This is a genomic window from Pseudomonas sp. Irchel s3h14 (genome assembly GCF_900187425.1).
Lineage (GTDB): Bacteria > Pseudomonadota > Gammaproteobacteria > Pseudomonadales > Pseudomonadaceae > Aquipseudomonas.
On sequence record NZ_FYDJ01000007.1, the window covers coordinates 273,020 to 293,697 of the forward strand.

Here is a 20,678-nt window from a genome sequence, read left to right on the forward strand (position 1 = left end):
AACATGTTGAAAAAAACAGGATTGACCCTGGCCGTGCTGGGCGCTCTGGTGGCTTCTTTCAATACACTGGCCCTGGAGCCGTTACGCGTGGCAGCGGACCCTGTGCCCCATGCGCAGATTCTGGCGTACGTGCAGAAACTCGACCCGCAGCTGAACCTCAAAGTCATTGAAATCCCCAACGGCGTGAACTCCAATGAGCTGCTGGTACACGGCGACGTCGATGCCAATTACTTCCAGCACTTGCCGTATCTGAAGTCCCAAGAACAAGCCCTCGGAGAAAAACTTGCAGTGGCGGCAACGGTACATATCGAGCCGCTGGGGATCTACTCCCACCGGCACAAGACCTTCGCCCAAGTGCCGCAAAAAGGCACGGTGGCCGTTCCCAACAATGTCACTAACCTGAGTCGCGCCCTGTACCTGTTGCAGGACAACGGCCTGATCAAACTCAAGGCCGGTTTCAACGACCCGGCGACCGATCAGGCAACACCGAAGGACATCGCCGAGAACCCGAAACAGCTGAAGATCCTCGAAATCGAGTCGCCACAGATTCCCCGCTCCCTGGATGACGTGGACCTTGCGGTGATCAATGGCAACTATGCGCTGGAAGCCGGTCTGGTCCCGGCCAAGGATGCGTTGGGTCTGGAGAAGGCCGAGCACAATCCCTACGCCAACATCCTGGTGACCACGCCAAAATTGCAGGACGACCCACGGATCAAGCAATTGGCCAAAGACCTGAGGTCGCCTGAAGTGGCCAAGTTCATCACCGACAACTTCTCGGGTTCGGTGATCCCGGTGGTCCCGGTGACTGTGGCGGCCAGCAAGCCATGATCATCGTCGAGCAGTTGAGCAAAACCTACGCGCCTGGGCAGGCACCTGCACTGGATCAGGTGTCCCTGAGTATTCCCGATGGCGCGATCTACGGGATTCTGGGGCGCAGCGGTGCGGGTAAATCGACGCTGCTGCGTTGCCTCAATCTGCTCGAACGCCCCAGCTCGGGGCGCATTCTGCTGGATGGCAAGGACCTCACAGCCTTGTCCGACATCGAGCTGCGCCAGCAACGCCAACGTATCGGCATGATCTTTCAGGGCTTCAACTTACTGCACTCGCGCAACGTCTTCGACAACATCGCCGTGCCGCTGGAGATAGCGCGTGTCACTAAAACGCAACGTTATTCACGGGTACGAGAACTGCTGGATCTGGTAGGCCTGAGCGATAAGGCTCAGGCGTTTCCCTCTCAACTCTCCGGCGGGCAGAAACAACGGGTGGGCATTGCCCGGGCATTGGCGGCGCGACCGGCCTATCTGCTCTCGGACGAAGCCACCAGCGCCCTCGATCCTGAAACCACCCACTCGATTCTTGAACTGCTGCGCGACATCAATCGCCAGTTGGGACTGACCATCGTGCTGATCACCCATGAGCTGGACGTGGTCAAGTCCATTTGTGATCACGCCGCTTCACTGGCCCATGGACGGTTGGTCGAGGCGGGGCCGATTGCACAGTTGTTGGCCAATCCGGATTCGATCCTTGGCCGTTCGCTGCTACCCGGTTACAGCACGCCTTTGGGCAACGATACCCGGACGTTGGAGCTGAGCTTTTTCGACAACCTTCTGGCCACTCCGGTGCTCAACGAATTAGTGGTGCAGCAGGGCGTGGAGGTGAACTTGTTGGCCAGTGGGGTCGAGTCCATCGGTGGGCGCCGGGTCGGGCGTTTGCGCGTGGCTTTTTGGCAGTCTGGCGATGAGCTGAAATTGACGCGGGTGGTGGCGTTTCTCAAACAGCGTGGCGTCAGGGTGGAGCGCTCATGAACCGTGTGATCGACTGGAACGAGATCTTTCAGCTGGTGCTCAATGCCACCGGTGAAACTCTGTATATGGTTGTGCTGGCGGGGTTCTTTACCCTGCTGATAGGCTTGCCATTGGGCGTGTTGCTGTTCATCAGTCGCAGCGGTGGTTTGTATCCGATGCCCCGGCTCAACAAAGGCCTGGGTGGGTTGGTCAATCTTGGCCGCTCGCTGCCATTTGTCGTGATGCTGATTGCCCTGATTCCGCTGACCCGGCTGGTGGTCGGCACGACTCTGGGCAGCACCGCCGCCGTGGTGCCGATCACCATCGGCGCCTTTCCGTTCTTTGCCCGAATCGTCGAGAACGCCCTGGACGAAGTCGACAAGGGCCGGATCGAAGCCATCCTCGCCATGGGCGGTGATATTTGGCATGTGATTTTCAAGGTTCTGCTGCCCGAAGCGCTGCCCGCGTTGTTGGCGGGTATCACGTTGACCTTGGTGATGCTGATCGGATTTTCCTCCATGGCCGGCGTCATTGGTGGCGGCGGGCTGGGGGACTTGGCGATTCGCTATGGCTATCAGCGTTTCAACAACCAAGTGATGGTCGCCACGGTGGTGGTGCTGGTGATTCTGGTCCAGAGCGTGCAAAGCCTCGGCGATCGGCTGGTGCGTTCCTTGGCCCATCGACGTTGATATGGTTTTTCCTTCGGACTGATCCTCACCCAGCGCGCTCAGGCGTAGTTCATAGAGTTCCGATTGGTGCGCCGCGTCGAAGGGGAACTGCGCGCGGCTGATAAACGCACCGTTGGCGCTGAGCAGGCGTTAGCTCTGGCTCGCCGACAGCACGGCCACGCCTTCCAAGGCCCGATATTCGAGAAACGCGGCCACCGATTCCTTCGGAAAAGAAGGCCTAAGCTAATTCCAAAAAGATATTTATTTCTGTTTTTTAAGATCGATTAGCTTTATGTCTTAAGGAAGTGCTGCGGTCCACACGCGGCGCTTTTTTGCTTCAGGCTAACCGTATTCGGGTCATGGCCTGAGGCTCAGCCAATTTTCCTACTCTGGGGCGAGCGCGTTGCCCGCATCCAGGGGTCGCTTGCCCGGAGCTCCTGTGACACTTATTCAAACCTCTTTGCCGACTGCCCGGATCGACTCCTCTCAACGGCTTGCGCAACCCTCCAGCGACCACACAAATGAGGGCGACGATGTGCTTGAGCTGCGAGACGTCACCAAAGCCTATCTGCGCAAAGGTTCGTCGGTGCTGCCGGCCGTCAGCAATGTCAGCTTGAAGGTGCGTCGCGGGGAAGTTCTGTGCCTGATGGGGACATCCGGAAGCGGCAAGTCCACGTTGCTGCGGCATATCAATCGCTTGATCGAACCCTCGAGTGGCGAGGTATTGATCGAAGGGCAGGCCATCAGCGGTTTGAGTCACACAGCCTTGCGCGATCTGAGATCGCGACGCATCGGGATGGTGTTCCAACATTTTGGCCTGTTGCCTCATCGCACGGTGCTGGACAACGTCGCGTTGCCCCTCGAGCTGCGTGGCGAATCCGAGTCGATTCGTCATGCGGCGGCAATCCTGCAGTTGCAGGCGGTAGGCCTGGAAGGTTGGGGCGAGCATTATCCCCATGAACTGTCTGGCGGCATGCAACAACGAGTCGGCCTGGCACGGGCATTGGTGACTGATCCGGAGATCCTGTTGATGGACGAGCCGTTCAGTGCGCTGGATCCGACCATCAGGCGCGATCTGCAAAGCCATTTTCTGGCCTTGGTGCGTGAGCGCGGTATCAGCACATTGCTGGTTACTCACGACCCGACGGAGGCAATACGTCTTGCTGACCGTATTGCTGTGCTGCGCCGCGGCCGCCTGGTGCAGTTGGGCACACCCAAACAGTTGCTTGAGCATCCGGTTGACGCCGAAGTTGCGGACTTTTTCCGGGATTGCACCCCAACCCTATCACCGCTGCGCAGCGTCGACAGCGGTCACTTCCAGGCTCCCGAAACGGCTCCGCGCGAGCAACCCTCCCACCCCGGCTTGCGCGGGTGGCAAGCACTGTTGCTGGGGCCTGCAGCGCTGGCCGCGCGAGGCAAGGGCGGTTTCTTCTGGCTCGGGTTCGCTGCTGAGCTCGCAGCGCTGGCGGCAGTGGGCCAAGGCATTGCCAATTCGTCATGGTTGGCGATTCTGGCGGCTGTGATTGTGTTCGCGGCCAGTCGCTTCACAGTGTTCTCGTTAAGCCGCCAGCCTGTGCGGCGCAACGTATCGGGTTGGGGGCTGCCTTTGGCTGTGCTGCTGGTCAGTCAGGCGTTGGTGATCTGGCGCGTGTTTACGCCTGACACCACTCACGTGCTGCTGCAGTTCCCGGCCAATCGCCAGGCGCTGCTGCTGGCGGCGCAGAGCATTGATGAATTCATCGGCTGGTCGCAGGTCACGTTCGAGAGCGCTTTCGTCGGCGTGATCGTGGCCGTTCGCACTGTCATCGAAGGCATCGAAAACCTGCTGGGCTGGTTGCCATGGCCGGTTTCGGCGTTGGCGCTGGTGTTGCTGGCGTGGCGTTCGGCGGGCCTGACGCTGGCGCTGACCAGTAGCGCAGCCTTGTTGTACATCGGCCTGTTCGGCTTTTGGGAGAGGACTATTGCCACGCTGGCGCTGGTCGGCTCGTCGGTATTGATTGCCCTGGCCATCGGTGTACCAACCGGCATTCTGCTGGCGAAGCGCCCGCTTGTACGGCGCCTGATCACACCCTTGCTGGATGTCATGCAAACCCTGCCAACGTTCGTGTACCTGATTCCTGCGGTGGCGTTCTTCTCTGTCGGCAAGACTCCCGCGGTGATCGCGACCGTGATCTTCGCCCTGGCGCCAATGATTCGCCTGACGTCGCTGGGTATCCAGGAAGTCCCGAAGGATGCCGTCGAAGCGGCGGTCGCCCACGGGGCCAGCCCTTGGCAAACCCTGATCAAGGTGCAACTGCCCCTGGCTCGCCGCTCGCTGTTGCTGGGCATCAATCAAACCATCGTCATGAGCCTGTCGATGGTCGTCGTGGCCGCCCTGATCGGTGCTGGCGGCCTGGGTTATGACGTCATGACGGCGTTGCGCAACATCAAGGGAGGCGAGGGTGTTCTGGCTGGTGTGGCGATCGTCCTGTGCGCGCTGATCCCTGATCGAATCATTCAATCGAGCTTGCGCAAGCAAGATCATCTGCACAACTGAACAGTGAGACTTATTGTGAAGACACACGTATTGCGCAACCTGGGCGCCGCCGCACTGCTGACCACCCTGATCCTTCCTGCCACTGTCTGGGCCAAGGACAAAATAGTCATTGGCGAGCAGAACTGGACGGGGGCTATCGCCATCCAGCACATCCTTGGCGAAGTGATCAAAAGTCGCCTGGATGGCGATGTGTCGTATCTGGCAGGGGATGTCCCGGTACTGTTCAGTGCCGCGGCGAAAGGCGATGGCTCGGTGGATGTGCTGACCGACATCTGGTTGCCCAATCAATCGGCCGCTTGGGCCAAGTACGTCACTGGCGGGACCCGGTCATTGGTGCCGAACACGCATCCGTATGCGGGCGAACAAGGGTTTTACATTCCCGGCTATTTGCAGGACAAGTACGGGGTCAAATCCATCTATGACCTGAAAAAACCGGAAGTGGCCAAGCTCTTCGAACCACTGGGCGGCGGCAAGGCTGAGTTGCTGGTGGGGCCGGCGGGCTGGGAGTCGACTTACATCGGCCAGATCAAGGCCAAGGATTACGGGTTTGCCGATAAGTTCGAGTCGGTGTCCACGGAAGCCTCGGTGACCTACGCCAAACTAGCCTCTGCTTACAAGGCACAACGTGGCGTGGTGTTCTATGCCTACACCCCGGACTGGATCTTTTCGGCCTTCGACTTGCGTCGCCTGGAGGAACCGGCGTTCGACGGCTACGCCCAGGACAACAAAAAAGATGACCCGTTGTATAAGGCCGATGGTTGCTGGAAATTCATCAGCCCGACGGTCGACCCGGACTGGCTGAACAAGAGCCAGATTACCTGCGCCTTCCCGGATGCCAAGGTTCATGTCCTGGCCTCCGCTGCCTTGCAGAAACGCGCACCGAAAATTGCCGAGTTCTTGCGCAATGTCGCTATCGATCCGGCGCAACTCAATGAGCTGATCCTGAAGATCGAAAAGGAAAAACAGCCGGCGGAGGTCGCGGCCAAAGCATGGGTACAGGCGAACAGCGCCACGGTTGATCAATGGCTGGCAGCGTCGGCGCCAAAAGTGAGTTCGGCCCAATGAGCCATGCTTCCTTGCGTTTGCTCGATGGCGGTATGGGCCGCGAGTTGCAGCGTATAGGCGCACCGTTTCGTCAGCCGGAATGGTCAGCGCTTGCGTTGATCGAGGCGCCTGAGTTTGTGCTTCAGGCGCATAAAGCGTTCATTGCTGCTGGCGCGCGGATCATCACGACCAACAGCTACGCGGTGGTGCCTTTTCATATTGGTGATGAGCGCTTTGCCGAACAGGGGCGAACGCTGGCCGAGCGCGCTGGTCGGCTCGCGCACCAGGCGGCGTCCGAGAGCACTGAGCCGGTCACGGTGGCGGGTTCTTTGCCTCCCGCTCTGGGGTCATATCGACCGGACCTGTTTGATCACCAACGCTCAGTGGCGATTCATCGGGAACTGATCGCCGGACTGCAGACCCATGTCGACGTCTGGTTGGCGGAAACCCAGAGTTCCATCGCTGAAGTTCGGGCGGTAGCCGAGGCGCTGGGTGCACAACCCAAGCCGCTTTGGCTGTCGTTTACGCTTCTGGATGAAGTTGGGCAGGCGTCGCGATTGCGTTCATCCGAGCCAGTCGCCGATGCGGTGCGCGTGGCGGCGGAGTTGGGCGCGACAGTGGTGCTCTTCAATTGCAGCCAGCCGGAAGTGATGGCAGCGGCATTGGCCGAGGCCCGGGATGTTATCCAGAACCTCGGCCAAGCCATTGAACTGGGGGTTTACGCCAACGCCTTCCCGCCCGTCAGCGCACAGGCCGAGGCCAATAGCACGTTGTTGGAGATTCGTCGCGATCTGGGCCCCGAGTCCTACCTTTACTGGTCGAGGTCGTGGGTTGCCGCGGGCGCCAGCATCGTCGGCGGATGTTGTGGCATTGGTCCTGAACATATTGCGCAGTTGCACCTGCATCTGCTGCCCTACAAAGAGGTGGTCAGCGCATGACTGATTTTCAGCGAGAAGCCCTGGTTGAGCAGGCAACGTTTGGCGCCGGCTGTTTTTGGGGCGCAGAAGCGTCATTCAGGGAGTTGCCGGGCGTACTCGACAGTAGGGTCGGTTTTGCACGGTCGGCCAAAGGGGAGGCGACACTGATCGAAGTGGTGCAGGTCGACTTCGATGCGCGGGTGATTACTTATAGCCGCCTGATCGAGCACTTCTGGACGCTGCATGATCCGACGTCCATCGACCGTCAGGGCGCGGATGTCGGGGAGAAATACCGTTCAGCATTGTTTTTCAGCTCCGCTCAACAGGCCCAGTTGGCGCTGGTCGCCAAACAGCGCCTGGACGCTTCCGGTCAGCTGAAAAGACCGGTGGCGACGGTCATTCTTCCCTTGGGTGAATTCCAAAAGGCGGATGAAACTCAGCAGCGATACCTTGAAAAGCACGGTGGCAGTGCCTGCTCTCTTTGAACAGGCAACAGCGTTTCCGGGTTGAACAATACAAGCGCCACTGACTCGATTCTGTGGCGTTTTTTTTCCGTCAGTTTTTTCGAACAAGGGGCTTTGCCCTCAGCGGTGATCCACCCCGTTTAATGACTTTATTTACAGGAGCCACGATGTCCGATCCAAAACCTCTTTTGTTTGCGCTCTATGAGCAAGCCAGTGTGGGCTGTGGCGGTGCGCCAAGCCTTTGGACGCACCCGGCTGACGAACGACTGGCCATCAATTCTTTGGGCTATTGGTCGAACCTGGCGCGCATTGCCGACCAGGCTCACCTCGACATGCTTTTTTTTGGTGATGTCCTGGGTTTCTACGACGTATTTGGTGGCAACGCCGATGCGGCGATGAAATGGGCCGTGGAAGCACCCGCCAATGACCCGCTTATGATCATTCCTGCATTGGCGGCCGTGACGGAAAACCTGGCCTTTGGCGTCACCGTGACCACCAGCTACGAACATCCTTTTACCCATGCCCGACGCTTCAGCACGCTGGATCACCTCACCAATGGCCGGGTGGGCTGGAACATCGTCACCTCATACCTGTCCAGTGCCGCCCGCAACTTCGGGCTGGAACAGATGATCAAGCACGATGATCGCTACGAGCGCGCTGAAGAGTTCCTCGATGTGGTCTACAAACTCTGGGAAGGCAGTTGGGCCGGCGACGCCGTGGTCGCGGACAAGGCTCGCCAGCTCTACGCGCGGGGTGATCGTGTACGGCCAATCAACCACGTGGGTGAGCATTACCGGGTGGCCGGGCCGCACTTGACCTCGCCATCGCCCCAGCGCACACCTTTACTGATCCAGGCCGGCTGGTCAGGGCGTGGCCGGGAGTTTGCGGCCAAGCACGCAGAGCTTATCTTCATCGCCAAATCCAACCCACTGGAAATTCGTCAGGGGCTGGAAGAAATCTGGGCCCAGGCTCAGGCTCGTGGTCGTCAACCCGAGGATGTGAAGTCTTTAACAGTGCTGCGTATCGTCACGGCCAGGACCGAGATCGAAGCTCAGCGCAAATATGATGAGCTGCAAAGCAACTATCACTTGCAGGCGCAATTGGTAAGCTACGCCGGCGACACCGGCATAGATATCAGCCGCTACGCCGACAGCGACGCGCTTTCAACCCACACGGAAGGCATGACCTCTTATGTGATGCGTCCCGATGGCAGTGGCAAACCGTTGACCGCGGGCGATGTCAAACAGCGCTTTGCCAACGTTACCCGAGGGAGCGATCTAATCCTCGTAGGCACCCCACAACAGGTGGCCGAGCGCATCGAAGAGCACGCACGCATTTCAGGCACCAGCGGCTACATGCTCAATCCGTTGATCAGCCCTGGCAGTCTTGAAGACTTCGTCGAGCTGGTTATCCCTGAACTGCAAAAACGTGGCCTATACCGCACCCAACCGCAAAGCGGTACCTTTCGTTCGCGGTTGCGGGGTGACGGTTCGAGCCATTTACCAGCGTCAGCTTATGGCGCGTCGTTCCGTTTCGACAGTGACCTCTAGGGCGGTAGAACTACGGCTTATGCGTCCGGTGACCATTCAGTCGGGAAGGCATAATTGATCTCCGTGCACAAACGGTCGTTCTAACGGCCGCTTGTGGATTTGAATACACCGCTGAGGACGAAGGCATAGCGTTCAGGTCGGATGAAAAATGTCGTGCGGTCGCAGCAGTGGCCGTCAGCGAAGTACGATGTGCGTTCCATGACCAACAGCGCCGCGCCGCGTTTGATGTGCAAGGCACTGGCCAGGCTTTTGTCTGCTTCTTGAGCGCGGATCGCCAGATCGGCACGGGTGACCGCCATGCCGGTGATCGACTCCAGAATGGAGTAGATCGGTTGGTGCTCGACATCAGTCCACACCACGCTGGCCAGCTCCACCGGTAAATAGCTGCGCCCGAGTGCGATGGGTTCGTCATCGACAAAGTGCAGTCGCTCCAGCAGCAGGCAATCGTCCGCTGCTTCAAACAATCCACGCAATGCCTCCGGGACTGGCTGCAGTGCATGGCTGATGACCCGCATGCTCGGTTTTAGACCTTGCAGCAACAAGGCTTCGTGAAAGCTGCGCAATGCATCCAGGCCGTGGCGAACCTGCTTGGCCGCCACGAACGTGCCTTTGCCTTGCTTGCGCTCCACCACGCCGTCATCGCTGAGCTTGCCCACCGCCAGGCGCACCGTGACGCGGCTTACCCCAAAGCGTTGGCCCAGCTCTGCTTCCGACGGCAATTTACCGGTGGGTTCAAAGTCACCGCGCTGAATTTCTTCCAGCAATCGATGGGCGATCTGTTCGTAGAGCGAGGTGGTGCTGTCGCGCAGAATGGACGTGGACACGGTCGGCTTCCATGGTCCTTGGAGTGGGGCGGTACGCCGTCACTTCTAAGGTTATAAAAATAGGTTATTGGGATAACTTGTATTAATACGTATTATGTCAGGCATTCCCATTGTAAACGACCTGACGACACTTGCCATGCTCAAAACCAACGCCTACCTGCAGCAGCAAGCCGACGCGCTGACGGTCGATGACATGAGCTTCAGCTACCCCAACGGGCATCGCGTGTTTTCTGCTTTCAGCCTGAACGCCCGGCCTGGCGAATTCGTTGCGATTCTGGGGCCATCGGGCTGCGGGAAAACCACCTTGTTGAACTTGTTATCCGGTTTTCAGCAACCCCAGAGCGGTCAGATCAGCATCAACCAGACAGCGGTGAAGCCGGAGCGTTCGGAGCTGGGTTATGTGTTTCAGGCGCCGCAGTTGTTTCCCTGGTTGAGCGCGCTGGAAAACGTCCGCTTTGGTTTGCGGATGACGGCGCAACTCAGCGAGGCGCAACAGCGTGCCCAAGCGCTGCAATACCTGCGCCTGGTCGGTCTGGAGGATGCGGCCCATCGATTGCCACATCAGCTCTCAGGTGGAATGCAGCAACGCATTTCCCTGGCCAGGACGCTGGCCCTTGAGCCCAGCGTGCTGCTGATGGACGAGCCCTTCGCCGCGCTGGATGCCATCAGTCGCAACAGCATGAATGAAGAAACCTTGCGTATCTGGGCCGAGCTGGGTCAGACGGTGTTGTTCATTACCCACGACATCGACGAAGCGGTGTTTCTGGCGGATAGGGTGATCGTGCTCAACATCGCTCCGGGCGGAATCCATAGTGAGCTGAAGATCAATCTGCCGCGCCCTCGCTCCAACCTGAACACCCGCCGCTTGCCGGCCTTTCTCGATTACCGCAATGAGCTGATGGAGCGCATTTCCCATGTCATGGAAGTGTCCGCAGCTACTCCCCACACCACCCGACAACCCGAGTTAACCGCATGATCAAACGTTCGCTGCTTGCCCTTTCATTGTCTGTTGCCGCACTGGCAAGCAGCACATTTGCCGTGGCCACCGAGGAAAAGCCCCTGCGTGTGGGTTATGTCTTCGCCATGGCCAATGCCCCGGCGCTGATCGCCGACAAACAAGGTTACTACCGCGAGGAAGGCTTGAATGTCGATCTCAAGGCATTGGGCGACGGCCCGGTCATCCAGCAGGCGTTGGCTGCCGGTGAACTGGACGTGGCCTATGTCGGCACGCCACCGGTTTACCAATGGTTCTCCCGAGGGCTGCAAAGCCGGATTCTGGCCAAGGTCAATTACGGCCAGGCGGCGGTGATTGTCGATGCCAAGAGTCCGATTGCCAGCTTGGATCAACTCAAGGGCAAAAAACTCGCCGGGGTCAAGAAGGGCAGTGGCATGGACGTGCTGCTGCGCGGTTATGTGCTGAAAGAAAAGGCCGGGCTTAATCCCGACAAGGACCTGGACATCATCGACATGCCCCCCGGCAACATGAACGCGGCACTGGAGCGGGGCATTGTCGACGCGGCGTTTTCCTGGGAACCCTTTGTCAGCCAGTCGTTGCTGCGGGGGGCGAGCCGGATTTTGCTCGACGTCAACCAGGTGCTGCCGAATTACCCGTGGTACGTGGTGATCGCGCTACCCAAAACCTTGCAGGAGCGCCCGGACGATGTGGTCAAGTTGCTGCGTGCGCACCGCAAAGCCATAGCGTTCCTCAATGAGCATCCCGACGAGTCGAATCGCATCATCGCCGAGGCGTTCAAGCTTGAAGCGGTGCAAGGCGCTGACGGCAAGACCATCGCGCCAGAAACCATCGTCGCCCAGGCGCGGACCCGACTGGGTTGGTCGGCGGACTTGCAGGCTACGGACATTCAATTCATCCAACGCTTGATGAATTACTCCCACGACCTCGGCTTTATCGACACCACGCTCAAGACCGAACAGATCGTGGATACCTCCTACCTGGAAAAAGCCTCGCGCTGAGTCAGTCATGTCCTTGCCAAAACCGAATTGGGGATGGGCTTCGCTGCCATTTCTGTTGTTGATATGGATCGCCCTGGCCAGCCGCTTTCCCACTTACATCCTGCCGCAGCCATGGGATGTCGTCCGCGAGGCTGTGCGCTGGCTGGGCGACAGTTCGCTGTGGCAGCACTTCAGGGCGAGTGTCCTTGAAGAGGTCGGCGGCTTCTGCGCCGCAGTGATTATTGCGATTTTGTTGGGCACGGCCGGTGGCCTGTCGTCGCGCTTTCGCGATTTCATCTCGCCGCTCAATAGCCTGTTCATGGCGATCCCGCCGATCGCCTGGGCGCCGCTGATCATGATCATTTTCGGCCTGGGGTATGTCTCGATTGTGCTGGTGATTTTCATTGCCGCGGTGTTCCCCATGGCAGTGACAATCCAGGAGGGTGTGCAGAGCATTCGCGGCGGTGAAGTCCGTGCAGCTCGTACCTTGGGCGCCAACCCCTGGCAACTGCTGGCCCACGTTTACCTGCCGGCGTCATTACCTTTCGTGACGGCGGCCTTACGCATCGGTTTCAGCCAGGGCTGGCGGGCATTGGTCGCGGCGGAAATGATCGGTGCGTCCCAAGGCATTGGCTGGATGGTGTCCACGGGCGGACAGATCGGTAACAGCAGTCAGGTGTTGCTCGGCATCGTGCTGATCGGCCTGATTGCGTGGCTGATGGAGAGTTTCGTGTTCCGGCGCATCGAGCGTCACTACCAGAAATGGCGCGTGCAGTAAGCATCGTCCTTTGTCTTCGATCCCTTTCAAACCTTCAGTTGACCACTGCACGAGGTGTCATGTGAGTAACGTTTTCGATCCCCGCGAAGCCGGGCATTACATCGCCCCACAAGGCCTCTACGAACGCAACAAAAAACGCCCGTTCCTGGGCAGCATCGACTGTGACCGAGACACGTTGATTGCCGGGCAATGGGATGAAATCACCCTCGTCTATGAGGTTGGCGGCAGTGGTCTGGCGGATGGCGCGTGGTTGAAACTGGCCTTCAAGTTCTACTCCGACTGGGCACTGTTCCAGACTTCGAATCCGGCCGGTCCCAACTACGTCAGCGCCGAATATCAGGCGGGCGAACTGGCGCCCGGCCAGAGCCAGGCCACCGTGCAGCACCTGAAAGTGCGTTTCGACCAGAAGGGCCACGAACGGCCGTTCCAGAAAGCGATCATCATCGACATCATCGACGGCTACCTGAATCCGGGCGACAAAATCTCCATTCGCCTGGGCGACCGTCGCCAGGGCGGCGCGGGGACGCGGGTGCAGAGTTTCGTCGAGAAAGACTTCCGTTTCCGGCTGTTTATCGACCCGTTGGGCAGCTCGAAATTTGCCGAGGTGCCAGGCGATCCATTGTTGAACATCGTGCCGGGACCGGCGCAAAGCGTGCAGGTCATTGTGCCGCGTCTGGTCAGCGCTGGTGAGGCGTTCGACGTTTTGCTGCGGGTGGACGATGCCTGGGGCAACACCTGCCGCAACTTGCCGCTCGGTGGTGTCCTGATCCTCGTTGATCCCGAAGGCGGCGAGCGCCAACAGCCGTTTACTTTGGCGAATGAAGGCTGGGCGACGGCGCGGCTCGAGGGTTTTGATCTTGGGGCCGTGGGCGAGTGGCGATTGTCCGCCGAGGTGCAGACGCCTGGCGTGCGCGGTGCCCAGGCTTTCGTCACCGTCGACCCGGCGGGCACGGCATTGCGTCCGTTGTACGCCGACCTGCATGTGCACTCCGATGACACCGTGGGCACCAATGATACGCTCTACAACCTCAGTTACGGTCGCGATGTCGCTGGCCTCGATGTCCTCGGCTACACCGCCAACGACTTCAATATCACCGAGCAACGCTGGGATCAGGCGGTGAAGCTGATTCATGAACTCAACGAGCCGGGCCGCTTCGTCTGCTACCCCGGCACCGAGTGGTGCGGCAACTCCTGCGCCGGTGGTGACCGCAATGTGGTGTTCCTGCATGATCGCAAGCCCGAGTTTCCGTTCGACAACCAAGGGCGGCTGGTGCGCTCCTTCGAGTGGAACGAGTTCACCGCCGGCACCATCAAGCCGGGCGCCTGGCCGGTGGACGAGTTGTACGCCGCCTATGCGAAAGACCCGGAAGGTCACCTGATGATGCCCCATGTCGGCGGGCGCCGGTGCAACCTCGACTGGCATCACCCGGAGCTGGAACGCTTGATCGAAGTGGGGTCGGCCTGGGGCCAGTTCCATTGGGTCTACGCCGAAGCTCTTCAGCGCGGCTATCGGGTGGGCGCCGCGGCGAACAGCGATGAACACCAGGGTCGTTGCGGTGGCGGGGTGCCGGCCACGGCGGTGTTCGGTTCTCGCGGCGGGTTGACCGGTGTCGTCGCCGAAGGCTTCGACCGCGCGAGTGTCGGCAAGGCGCTGCGTGCCCGTCGAACCTTTGCCACCACCGGCGAGCGTTCATTCGCCAGCCTGCGTCAGGGCCGGCATTTTATGGGCGAGGTGTTCACCGCGGATTCGAACGCCACGCTGGATTATCGATTGCTGGGCGAGGCGGGGTGGGAGCAGGTCGATCTGTTCGATGGCGAGACGCTGATCTGGTCGCGCAACCTGCATCAGGAACTGGGCTTTTCCACCCAACATATTCGCCTGCGCCTGGGCGGCGCGCGGATCAAGGATCGTTATCGCGGCGCCTATTGGACCGGCGAGATTCGAGTGACCGGGGCGGTGATCAATGGTTTTCGCGCCTTGGGCCTCGATCACCCGGAGCAAACCGTATGGCGCAAGGACGCCACGACCCTGGCCTTTCGCACCGACACCAACGGCGACACCGACAGTATCGAAATCGACCTGTCGCAACTGGCCGGCGCGACGTTGCAGGTCCGCAGCCGCATCGACAACTACATCAAGGTCGGCGACCCGTCCGAACCGCAGCCCTACGTGCATGCGCCGACGGTGCTGATGCAACTGTCCGGCGAAGAACTGCTGGCGCAATCCCAAGTGATCGAAGAGTTGCCGGGGGCTGAGCTGAAAGTTTCCCTTGAACGAACCACCGCCGCGCCGCTGCCTCGCGAGCTGCAAGGGAAGATCGACCTGGCGCAACTCAATCTGCAACCGGGCCGTGAGCATCCTTTGTTCATCTGTGCACGTCAGCGGGATCAGTCCCGGGTCTGGACGTCGGCGTTGTTCCTGACGCTTGCCTAATGTCGTAGTCGAGAAAAATACCGTCGTTGGATGCTGCGGTGGCCGATATTCGTCGGTTGTGAGTTGACTGGTGAGTGGGGGAGGTCGGGACATCTTTTCGCTGGGGACTCATCTTCTGTTAATCCTGCGCAATTGCCACCGCCAGCTTGATGATCGTTCGTTCGATTGGCTACGGGTAGAACCCAATAGCGTGGATTGGAGGTGTACTTTGTGTGCTCTTGATACCCTCTAAAAAAGTCCAGAATCAAGTCCATTCCTGCTTCATGAATAAAAAACCCCATAGATTTCAATGGATAGGGCGTCAGATGCGGCTATAGGCACTGCAAACAAATGTGGGGAAAACTTCGGGCTCAAGGACATGGATGGCTTGCAGCTGTTCGTCAGCACGAAGGGCGCCAAATCCAGGTTCAACCAGTTGTTCCGCTATGCCGTGGTGGAAAAGGGACTGATGACACTCCCTCGGCAGATCTCAACATTTTGTCGCCATTCCCCAACCTCCAGTGACGAACAATCCCTATTTGCTCATGGAGGAAGTTCCTGTCTTCCAGCAGAAGTTGCGAGCCTATGGAGGCAGTGCCGCAACGATCTGGAGTAGCGCTTGCTGTTTCTCACAGATGTACCGCACAGGGGAATTGCGGTTGTCTGTCCCTAAGTAGTTCGACCTCAGCGAGAACACCACTAATACAGCGATCAAGCGCATAGGCTATGAGATACGGGTAACTACCGGTCACGGAATTCGCGCAACGCTATCTACTGCGCTCAACGAGCTTGCCTGCGAGGACAATGGATTGATGCGCAGGCAACGGGGCGCTTTTACGTAACGGGGGGCGGCAGGGCGAGCGGGGAGCTGAGAGCTGATAGCTGATAGCTGATAGCTGAGCCTCGCCACAGGGTTCTGTGTTCGCCGTTGACTAACTGGATTCAAATCACCCGGCACACCTCCTCCAGTGGACGAGGATCGATCCAGTCGCGGACGTCGAAGCGTTGCGGGATAAAGTCCCAGCGCTGGAGGAAGTCCGTCAGGTGTTGCAAGGCTGTGATCGAGGTTTCGTCGAGGGCGGTACGCAAGCGGCGGTGGGCATCTTCACCGTAGGCAGCCGCAACCCAATATTCGCTGGTGTTCAGTTCGCGAGCGAGGAAACGCCGGGTCTCCTCAGGGTGGGCCCAGGCCCAGCGTTCGGCATGCAGCACGCTGTCGACGATGCACAGCGCGGCGTCGAAATGTTCATCCAGCAGGTGCTGGTCCACCGTCAGGGTGCGCGGCGTGCCGATGTTGGCGCGGATCAGCGGGTCGGGGTGGGAGCCGGTGTCGACCACCACATGCAGGCCGAACTCGTCCGCCAGTTGCAGGCCATGGGCGCCTTTGAGGAAGATCGCATCGACATCGCCATGCAACAGGCCGATCAGCTCCTGGTTGCGCCGACGCACGCGGTTGCTGTGCAGCCGGATCTGGGCGCCGAACACGTGGCGAACCGGGGTGTCGCTGTGAGTGCCGCCGTAGGGGTAGTCGACCAGATCGACGTCGGCGACTTCAAGGCCTTCCAGGCTCAGCGCATTTTCCAGGCCGCGCAAGGCGCTGGCGCGGTTGAAATCGATTTTCACATTGGCCCATTTGGGCAGGCCGAAACGCCGGTCTTTCAGGTCGCGGATGGTTTTCACCGGACTGTCCGGATTGCTCACGATCAGTTGGACTTCGTCGCTCCAGGACAGGCCGATGACCCGGGTCTGCACACCTGTTGAGCGCGCCCAGATGGCGGGCGTGTTGCCGCCATGCCGGACGGAATTGGGCAAGTGGTGATCAAAGTGCGCTTCGCGAATTTCCCGATCGTTGGATTCGCGCAGCGCCTGGATGTTGGTCCCGAAAGGACGGAACGCCTCGGCCAGTCGGCCGGATTCGACGGCAATCCCCAGCCCGGTGGGAACCGGGCTGTGGGTATACCAGAGGGTATCAAGGAAGTGGGTGCTCATGAGGCCTGCTTGTGGGAAAGGTCTTGTCGAGCCCGGGGCATCAGCCGGCCAGTGCGGTGGCTGAGCGCAAGGATTCCAGTGGACGCGGGTCGATCCAGTCGCGGACCGAAAAGCTCTGCGGGATGAAATTCCAGCGCTGCAGGAAATCGGTGAAGTCCTGCAGGCCGAGGATCGAGTTCTCATGCAGGTTGGTGCGCAGGCGCTGGTGGGCATCTTCACCATAGGCCGCGGTAACCCAGAACTCGCTGCTGTTGGTTTCCCTGGCCAGGTAGCGCCGGGTGTCCTCGGGGTTGTTCCAGGCCCAGGTCTCGGCACGCAGCACCGAGTCGAGAATGCCGACGGCGGCATCGTAATGGTGATCGAGCAGATGCAGGTCGACACTCAGGGTACGCGGTGTGCCGTTGTTGGCGCGGATCAATGGCTCCGGGTGCGAGCCGGTGTCGATCACCGTGTGCAGGCCGAACTGATGGGCGACGTGTGCGGCGGAGGCGCCCTTGAGGAAGATCGCGTCCACTTCGCCGCGCAGCAGGCCGACCAGTTCCGCGTTCTGCCCGCCGTTGCGCCGACCGCCGAAGGTGCTGATGCCGGCGACGGTTTGCGCGGCTTCATCGCTGTGGGTGCCACCGCGCAGGTAGTCCACCAGCTCGACATCGCTGACTTCCAGGCCCTCGAGTTTCAGCGCGTTTTCCAGGCCGCGAATAGCCTGGGCGCGGGAGAAATCGATCTGCGCGTTGGCCCACAGCGGCAGGCCGAATTTGCGTCCCTTGAGGTCCTTGGCGGTCTTGATCCCGCTGTCCGGCAGGGTCAGGATCAATTGCACCTCATCCTGCCAGGACAGGCCGATTACCCGAGTTTCGCGGCCACTGGCACGGGCCCAGATGGCCGGAATGTTGCCGCCGTGGCGCACCGAATTCTGCAGGGTATGGTCGAAGTGCGACTCGCGCACGGCCTGGTTTTCCGATTCGCGCAGGGACTTGATCGCTGTGCCCTGGGCATTCAGGGTCTGCTCCAGCCAGCCTTTCTGCACGGCAATGCCAAGACCGGTGGGCACCGGGCAGCGGGTGTACCAGAGGGTATCCAAAGCTTGACTCATGTGTTCGTTCCTTTGCGTTGACGAAGGGCCGGAACGCGGTTGCGTCCGGTGGTACAGCGATAATTGCAACCGCTGTGCCAGTCTCTTGCTTCGGGTTGAAAGCCCCGTGTTTCGGGACCTTCAGCGCCGAGGCCTGGGGCCGGGGCGGGGTGGTTGCGTTGCTAGCAACACAGCAACAGCAGTGGTTGTTGGGGGGCCAGCAAGGGTTGTCGCGAGTGCATCGGCTCAGTTCGCCACAGCCGGCCGTCCCTGACTCTGCAGGGCAAACAGCCGGGAATAGAAACCGCCTTCCAGTGCCGCCAGATCGCTGTGGCGGCCGCGTTCCAGCACCTCGCCATTGCGCATCACCAGAATCAGGTCGGCATTCATCACGGTGCTCAGGCGGTGGGCGATGATCACTGAGCTGCGGCCGCTGATCAGTTGTTCCAGGCCCCGTTGCACCAGGTGCTCGGACTCGGAATCGAGGGCGCTGGTGGCTTCGTCGAGGATGATCAGTTGCGGGTCCTTGAGGATCGCCCGGGCAATAGCGACCCGTTGCTTTTCGCCACCGGAGAGCTTGATGCCGCGCTCGCCGACCAGGGTCTCGTACTGGTTTTCCATGCGCTGGATGAACTCGTCGGCATGGGCCGCGCGCGCCGCTTCGCGGACTTTCTCGATGGTCGCTCCGGGGCGGGCGAACGCGATGTTTTCGCCGATGCTGTCGTTGAACAGCGCCACATCCTGCAACACCACGCCCATCAGTGCGCGCACGCTGCGTTGCTGATAGTCGCGCAGGTCGATGCCATTGATCAGGATCCGGCCTTCGCTGACATCGTAGAAACGCATCAGCAGTTTGACGATGGTGGTTTTGCCGCTGCCACTGGTGCCCACGAGGGCCAGCGTACGGCTGGCCTCCAGGTGGAAGGACACGTGCTTAAGTGCGTACTCTTCTTTGCCCGGGTAACGGAAACCGACATTGTCGAATGTGATGCTGTCGAGCCGGGTCAGGGGAATCGCATCCGGGCGGTCGGCGTGCTCGGCGGCAATGTCCAGCAGCTCGATCAGGCGCTCGGCGTTGCTCTCGATCTCCCCGGCCTGGTTGATCTGCCGGGCGATGGGCGCGATGTTGTTGATCAGGTTCTGGGTCAGGGTCAGGATCAGCAGGATATCGCCGGTGGTGAAGCGCCCTTGCAAGGCGCCATGCACCGTCAACGCCACGGCGATGAACACGCCAAAGGTGTTGATCAGGTTCAGCACCTGTTCCGAACGCCACTCGGTGGTATGCAGCTTGCCGCGGGTGATCAGCCATTCGGCCTGGGTGTCGTCATAGCGCTGCTTGACCGCCGGCTCGCCACCGAAACTGCGCACGGTGGAAATGTTCCCGACCATCTCCGCCAGCAGCCCGGTCATGCGTCCGGCCAGGGCCTGCCAGCCGCGCCGATAGGGGCGCGTCCAACCGACGGTGCGGTAGGAAATCCAGAAATTGAGCAGCAGCACAGCGGCCATGATCGCACCCACCAGCGGTGCCTTGACCAGCAGCACCGTGATGATGAAGAGCATCTGCAGGATGTTCGCCAGGGTGCCTTCGGTCAGCGACGACAGCCACATGGTGATGCTGGTGATGTTGCCGAAGCGGTCCATGATTTCACCGACCCGGGTCTTCTCGAAGTAGTCGATGGACTTCTGCGTCATGTTGTCGAAGACGCGCTGGCGAAAGGTACTGACGGTATCCAGCCAGAGATCGTCGGCCTGTTTGTTTTGCAGGGCGCCGAACACCACGACCCCCAGGCGCAGGGCAAAGAAGATGCTCAGCAGTACGGTCACGCTCCAGGTCGCTTCCTCCTTGCTGATGGTGCCGGCGAGCAGTTGTGCGATGGCGTCGACGATGAACTTGTAGAGATAGGGCGTGGCCGTGCCGATGACCCCGAGGATGGTGCCGACGGCGATGACGCCGATCACCCGTCCACGGTATTCGGGGATGAACTGAATGGTGCGCCAGAGGTTTTTCATAGGGTTTCTTGTCGATCAAAGGCTGATAGGGGGCATCGCGACGTCAGTCGTGCCTGCGCTTGTACGGTGCTGTCGGTCAGGTCGCCTCGAAAGCAAAACGTCCTTCGGCGACGACGTTCTGCAGCGGATGGCGCGGGGTTGGCTGTTCCCGCGCCTGCAGTTCAATGGACAGGGTTTCCCGGGCGGCCTGTTTGCCGATGGCGATGGCGATTTCCACCTGGTAACCCTCCGGCACACCGAGCACTTCACGGGCCTTGTCACGGTCGAAACCGCCGATGGCATGGCTACGCCAACCGGCATGTTCGGCTTGCAGGGCCAGGCTGGCCCAGGCTGCTCCGGCGTCCAGTGAATGGCTGCGCAGGTGGGTGGCTTCACTCGCACCGGGACGCCAATGGCTGGTTTTCGACACCAGCACGATCAGCGCCGAGGCCTTGGCCGCCCAGCGCCGATTGTTCTCGTTGAGCAACTCGAGCAACGAGCCCCAATGTGCGGAATCGTTGCGCGCGTAGATAAAACGCCAGGGCTGCGAATTGTTCGCCGAAGGTGCCCAGCGCGCCGCCTCGAACAGGCTGTCGAGCGTGTCTTGGTCGATGGGTTCGCCGGTAAAGGCACGGGGTGACCAGCGATTGATGAACAGCGGATGAATCGCGTGGGTGGACTGTCGGGTCTGGGACAT

The 20,678-nt window shown here is 60.1% G+C and carries 17 protein-coding genes and 1 pseudogene; 12 read left to right on the forward strand and 6 right to left on the reverse strand.

Features of this window, described 5'->3' with window-relative positions:
- Positions 1-3 precede the first annotated feature (3 nt).
- The 3 genes from CKW16_RS16565 to CKW16_RS16575 are packed head-to-tail and all read left to right on the forward strand — an operon-like array spanning position 4 to position 2,473.
- The gene (locus tag CKW16_RS16565) at positions 4-828 is read left to right on the forward strand and encodes a MetQ/NlpA family ABC transporter substrate-binding protein (RefSeq protein ID WP_095129316.1); all 825 of its coding nucleotides are present in this window, start codon (positions 4-6) and stop codon (positions 826-828) included.
- Positions 825-1,805, forward strand: a complete 981-nt coding sequence (locus CKW16_RS16570) for a methionine ABC transporter ATP-binding protein (RefSeq protein ID WP_095129317.1) — start codon at positions 825-827, stop codon at positions 1,803-1,805. The genes CKW16_RS16565 and CKW16_RS16570 overlap by 4 nt, the downstream gene beginning before the upstream one ends.
- The gene (locus CKW16_RS16575) at positions 1,802-2,473 is read left to right on the forward strand and encodes a methionine ABC transporter permease (protein WP_095129318.1); all 672 of its coding nucleotides are present in this window, start codon (positions 1,802-1,804) and stop codon (positions 2,471-2,473) included. The genes CKW16_RS16570 and CKW16_RS16575 overlap by 4 nt, the downstream gene beginning before the upstream one ends.
- 9 nt (positions 2,474-2,482) lie before the next feature.
- Here the strand turns inward: CKW16_RS16575 and CKW16_RS16580 are convergent.
- A pseudogene (locus tag CKW16_RS16580) lies at positions 2,483-2,677 on the reverse strand (XRE family transcriptional regulator); the annotation flags it as partial.
- A gap of 310 nt (positions 2,678-2,987) precedes the next feature.
- On the opposite strand from CKW16_RS16580, the gene CKW16_RS16585 reads away from it, so the two are divergent.
- The 5 genes from CKW16_RS16585 to CKW16_RS16605 all read left to right on the forward strand — a co-directional run bounded on the left by CKW16_RS16585 (position 2,988) and on the right by CKW16_RS16605 (position 8,963).
- The gene (locus CKW16_RS16585) at positions 2,988-4,988 is read left to right on the forward strand and encodes an ATP-binding cassette domain-containing protein (protein WP_256580506.1); all 2,001 of its coding nucleotides are present in this window, start codon (positions 2,988-2,990) and stop codon (positions 4,986-4,988) included.
- Between the two features lie 15 nt (positions 4,989-5,003).
- Positions 5,004-6,053, forward strand: coding sequence for a glycine betaine ABC transporter substrate-binding protein (locus CKW16_RS16590; RefSeq protein ID WP_095129320.1), 1,050 nt, complete (start codon positions 5,004-5,006; stop codon positions 6,051-6,053).
- Complete coding sequence (locus tag CKW16_RS16595; protein WP_095129321.1) at positions 6,050-6,970, forward strand: homocysteine S-methyltransferase family protein; 921 nt, start codon at positions 6,050-6,052, stop codon at positions 6,968-6,970. Before CKW16_RS16590 ends, CKW16_RS16595 begins: the two co-directional genes overlap by 4 nt.
- Positions 6,967-7,434: a peptide-methionine (S)-S-oxide reductase MsrA gene (msrA, locus tag CKW16_RS16600; protein WP_095129322.1), complete on the forward strand. Its 468-nt coding sequence runs from the start codon at positions 6,967-6,969 to the stop codon at positions 7,432-7,434. The genes CKW16_RS16595 and msrA overlap by 4 nt, the downstream gene beginning before the upstream one ends.
- A 146-nt stretch (positions 7,435-7,580) precedes the next feature.
- Positions 7,581-8,963, forward strand: a complete 1,383-nt coding sequence (locus CKW16_RS16605; protein WP_095129323.1) for an LLM class flavin-dependent oxidoreductase — start codon at positions 7,581-7,583, stop codon at positions 8,961-8,963.
- Between the two features lie 80 nt (positions 8,964-9,043).
- Here the strand turns inward: CKW16_RS16605 and CKW16_RS16610 are convergent, their stop codons facing one another.
- A complete protein-coding gene (locus tag CKW16_RS16610) occupies positions 9,044-9,787 on the reverse strand; it encodes a GntR family transcriptional regulator (protein ID WP_095129324.1) in 744 nt (247 codons plus the stop codon).
- A gap of 136 nt (positions 9,788-9,923) precedes the next feature.
- Here CKW16_RS16610 and CKW16_RS16615 point away from each other — a divergent pair, with 136 nt between their 5' ends.
- The 4 genes from CKW16_RS16615 (at position 9,924) to CKW16_RS16630 (ending at position 14,952) form a co-directional block, all read left to right on the forward strand.
- A complete protein-coding gene (locus CKW16_RS16615) occupies positions 9,924-10,763 on the forward strand; it encodes an ABC transporter ATP-binding protein (RefSeq protein ID WP_095129325.1) in 840 nt (279 codons plus the stop codon).
- Positions 10,760-11,761: an ABC transporter substrate-binding protein gene (locus CKW16_RS16620; RefSeq protein WP_095129326.1), complete on the forward strand. Its 1,002-nt coding sequence runs from the start codon at positions 10,760-10,762 to the stop codon at positions 11,759-11,761. The genes CKW16_RS16615 and CKW16_RS16620 overlap by 4 nt, the downstream gene beginning before the upstream one ends.
- Before the next feature lie 7 nt (positions 11,762-11,768).
- The gene (locus CKW16_RS16625; RefSeq protein WP_095129327.1) at positions 11,769-12,518 is read left to right on the forward strand and encodes an ABC transporter permease; all 750 of its coding nucleotides are present in this window, start codon (positions 11,769-11,771) and stop codon (positions 12,516-12,518) included.
- A 61-nt stretch (positions 12,519-12,579) separates the two neighbouring features.
- The gene (locus CKW16_RS16630) at positions 12,580-14,952 is read left to right on the forward strand and encodes a hypothetical protein (protein WP_095129328.1); all 2,373 of its coding nucleotides are present in this window, start codon (positions 12,580-12,582) and stop codon (positions 14,950-14,952) included.
- A 921-nt stretch (positions 14,953-15,873) separates the two neighbouring features.
- Here CKW16_RS16630 and CKW16_RS16640 read toward each other — a convergent pair.
- The 4 genes from CKW16_RS16640 to CKW16_RS16655 form a co-directional block, all read right to left on the reverse strand.
- Complete coding sequence (locus CKW16_RS16640; RefSeq protein WP_095129330.1) at positions 15,874-16,920, reverse strand: ABC transporter substrate-binding protein; 1,047 nt, start codon at positions 16,918-16,920, stop codon at positions 15,874-15,876.
- A 40-nt stretch (positions 16,921-16,960) separates the two neighbouring features.
- Positions 16,961-18,013, reverse strand: a complete 1,053-nt coding sequence (locus tag CKW16_RS16645; protein WP_095129331.1) for an ABC transporter substrate-binding protein — start codon at positions 18,011-18,013, stop codon at positions 16,961-16,963.
- 225 nt (positions 18,014-18,238) lie between these two features.
- Positions 18,239-20,002 (reverse strand): ABC transporter ATP-binding protein, encoded by a 1,764-nt coding sequence (locus CKW16_RS16650; RefSeq protein ID WP_095129332.1) that lies wholly within the window; start codon positions 20,000-20,002, stop codon positions 18,239-18,241.
- Positions 20,003-20,078: 76 nt separating this feature from the next.
- The gene (locus tag CKW16_RS16655; protein WP_095129333.1) at positions 20,079-20,678 is read right to left on the reverse strand and encodes a nitroreductase family protein; all 600 of its coding nucleotides are present in this window, start codon (positions 20,676-20,678) and stop codon (positions 20,079-20,081) included.